This window comes from uncultured Neisseria sp. (assembly GCF_951230505.1).
Taxonomy (GTDB): Bacteria; Pseudomonadota; Gammaproteobacteria; order Burkholderiales; family Neisseriaceae; genus Neisseria.
On sequence record NZ_CATNVN010000177.1, the window covers coordinates 1 to 3,539 of the forward strand.

At 44.8% G+C, this 3,539-nt stretch carries 3 protein-coding genes; all 3 read right to left on the reverse strand.

Annotated elements, in window-relative coordinates:
* Positions 1 to 1,360: sodium-dependent transporter (locus tag Q1M25_RS08970; RefSeq protein ID WP_300483942.1), on the reverse strand; the 1,360-nt coding region annotated here is incomplete at its 3' end.
* A 780-nt stretch (positions 1,361 to 2,140) separates the two neighbouring features.
* The gene (locus Q1M25_RS08975; protein ID WP_300483944.1) at positions 2,141 to 2,824 is read right to left on the reverse strand and encodes a 16S rRNA pseudouridine(516) synthase; all 684 of its coding nucleotides are present in this window, start codon (positions 2,822 to 2,824) and stop codon (positions 2,141 to 2,143) included.
* Positions 2,825 to 2,966: 142 nt separating this feature from the next.
* Complete coding sequence (locus Q1M25_RS08980) at positions 2,967 to 3,443, reverse strand: hypothetical protein (RefSeq protein ID WP_049348077.1); 477 nt, start codon at positions 3,441 to 3,443, stop codon at positions 2,967 to 2,969.
* Positions 3,444 to 3,539 lie beyond the last annotated feature (96 nt).

Here is a 3,539-nt window from a genome sequence, read left to right on the forward strand (position 1 = left end):
ACAGGTTGCTGATGAAAATCAGCAGAATCACCAACGGTACGAGGTATTTCACATAAGCAAACCAGATATTGACGGTGGTATGGTTGCCTTTGTAGAGCAATTCGTCCTTCGCTTCATCTTTCATCACGAAACCGACAAACAAGGCAGAGCCAAGCGCGGTCAGCATAAACAGGATGTTGCCGCTGATATAGTCAAAGGCATCGAAAATGTTTTTACCAAACACGGAAATATCTTTCCATGGGCCGTAGCTCAAGATGGAAGGGATATTGCCGAAGATAAAAATACCTGCCAGTACGATGGTAATCGCGGCTGCGCGGCGGATTTTGGTTTTCTCCTGAATGGTTGTAATTAACACTTCATAAATGGTCAGAGAAGTGGTCAGCGCGGCAATCAGAAGCAGTGAGAAGAAAATCACTGCAAACACTGGGCCTGCCCACATATTGGAGAACACAATCGGCAGGCTTTGGAACACCAGCGTCGGGCCGGAGTTAGGGGCGACGCCAAAGCTGAAGAGGGAAGGGAAAATCATAAAGCCGGCTAACACGGCAATCAAAGTGTTGGTAATCGCGGTAATCACGGCCGTCTGAACCAAATTTTCGTTTTTATCCAGATAGCTGGATAACGTAATCATCACGCCGAAACCCAAGCTCAAGGCGAAGAATACTTGGCCCAAAACGAAGACGAACAGTTCGGCTGTAATTTTGCTGAAGTCAGGCTTCAGATAGAAGGTGATGCCTTCCATTGCGCCCGGCAGGGTAACGTTGCGCACGACCATGGCAATCAGGAATAAAAACAGCAAAGGCATCAGGTATTTTGCTGCTTTTTCAATACCGCCGATCACGCCTTTGACCAAGATCCATTGGTTCACAACCACAAATAGGAAGGTGTAAAACGCAATTTCCCAAGGGCTGTTTTCGATGTGTTCGGTAAAGAAGCTTTTGGTGACTTCTCCGGAAACCGGACTGGAAATGTCCAAATTACCGCCGATGATATTGACGATGTAGCTGATCACCCAGCCGCCGAGTACCATGTAATAGGCCATGATGCCGAATGCGCCGAGCAAGCCCATCCAACCGACCAACTTCCAAACTTTGGCAACGGGTTTGCCATTCATTGTGCCGCCAAACGCATCCAGTGCGTTCACGCCTTTACGGCGACCGATGACGTTTTCCACCAAGATCATCGGAATACCAATGACCAGCATGGCGATACAGAACAAAAACACATACGCGCCGCCACCGTTTTCACCAACCAAATACGGGAAACGCCAAGTTGCGCCAAAGCCGACAGTCGCGCCAGCAACGGTAAGGATGTAAGTCAAACGGTTGGACCAGGTTTGACGGGGTTGATTGGAAGACATAAATACTCAGATGCATAAAAATAAAGACAACATTTTACCGCAAAGATTTAACGAATCTTGACTAAAGTCTGAAAAGAATATTAGTTAAAAAAACCATGTAATGAAGAATTTTTAGTGGGTTTCTCTGGTTTTCTTGGTATTGAAACCTGTAAACAGAGAATTTGTCTGAAGCGATATGAATGATTGAAAGAGCTGTAACGATAAAGGCCGTCTGAAAGTGGGATATGGGAAAGGGTTGTTGTGAGGATATTAGATAGCACTAAGGTGTGCTTTCGAATATGTTGGCAACAAAGATGGTATTTATCTAAGGCCGTCTAAATAACATCCTGTAACCTTAGCTTGGATAGCCGCCGATAGTTTTTCTTTCTATAAAACGATTTGTCTGAAATGGGAACGGCACAGATTAATGCGGAAGAGACGAGTAAGAGAAAAGGGATAATGCAAGTTAATGAGTGGGAGATGGGGTTTAGAAATGATGGCTTCTTTAGATGAGAAAGGCCGTCTGAAAGTACGCCCGCTTGATTACCAAATTTTAGATAAAAAAAACCATCTATACTAAGGGGAAAGTATAGATGGCCAAACACATTACGGGGAAAACGTCTTACTCACTTACTCACTTCTTTCGAAGCAAGTGTTACTCAGACAGGCGAATTATACAATAGTTCAGTCTTTACAGTGTTAAATTCTGTTAAATAAAAATGATAAGATTTAGATGTTTGATTTTAAATAAATAAAAAATCCATATTGTTTAAAAATTTATCAAAAAAATTTGGAATTTTTTTAGATTTGGATAAATTTCCATTCTCCTTCGGCCAAATCATCGACATTCCAGTCGCCGAATTTCTCACGGTGGAGCTGCTCGACACGGTTGCCTGCGGCTGCAACCATGCGTTTGACCTGATGGTATTTACCCTCGGTAATGGTCATCATCAGTGTGGTTGGGTCGGCTAATACTGCTTCGACTGCGGCGACGGTTTCATGATCGTCATGCAGGAGAACGCCGTTTTTCAGCGTAGTGCAAAGGGTATCGTCGGCAGGATGTTTCAAAGTGACGCGGTAGAGCTTCGGAACTTTGTGTTTGGGCGAGGTAACGCGATGGTTAAATTGCCCGTCGTTGGTAATCAGAATAATGCCGGTTGTGTCTGCATCCAAGCGGCCGACTGCCTGCATATCGATATTGCGCATGTGGTCGGGAAACAGACTGAAGATGCTTGGATATTGCTGGGGTTTGTGAGAAGTCTCGTAATCTGAAGGCTTATGAAGCAGAATGTAGAAATAGGGCATGGGGACGGCGGCAATTTCTTCGCCGTCAACAGACAGGGTGTGCACTTGAGATGGGCCAATATCGTCTTTGGCACGATTATGGATTTCGCCGTTGATGGCAATGCAGTCATTGTCTATCAGCCATTGGCATTGCTTGCGGCTGCCGAGGCCTTGCGATTGGATGTATTTGAGCAGTTGCATGGTTGAAAAGTAGGAAATGTTCAGACGGCCTTTATTGTACTGGAAAACCGGTTTTGAGGCCGTCTGAAAAGTAGGGGCAAAAAAATCGCCCCTTTAAAATGTTAAGGGGCGCAAAAGGAACACAAACCACTACCAAAAACTGTTACAGGGCAAATTCTCCTATTTGATGTGTTGCCGGATAAAGTGCTTTCATCAAGTCATGTGGTGAAAGAGAGAAATCTTTGCTGTTTGTCGTCAGACGACCTTGCTGCGGCGTCAGCTCAAGCAATCGGGCGTTTGCCGACTGGATAAACTTGTTTTTCGTGCGCTGCATTTTTCTTTGCAGTGCGGAAACAACGCGGTTGTACAGACTGTCTTTTTGCTTGACTTCGCGTGTATCGGCAACCCAGCTCAAACGCGTATTGCCATCTTCATCTTCAATCAGCAGGATGCCGGTTTCTGATTGGGGCGATTTGCCCATGCAAGGAAGCCAAACATAATAGCGACCATCTAAAGTAATGAATACTGCGTCGTGTACTTCGCATTCGTCGCAACACTTGGTGGCGATCAAAGAGCGGATGGCTTGTTGGTGCAGTCTCAGAATATCAAGGGAGACTTGCTTAAAAATACTTTCGGGCATTTTCTTCTCCTTTCATTCTGTTGTGCGGTTGTTTTGTCTCGATGGGTTGTATTATACGGCGATTTTCTAAATTTGCAAATGATAATTGTTACTATT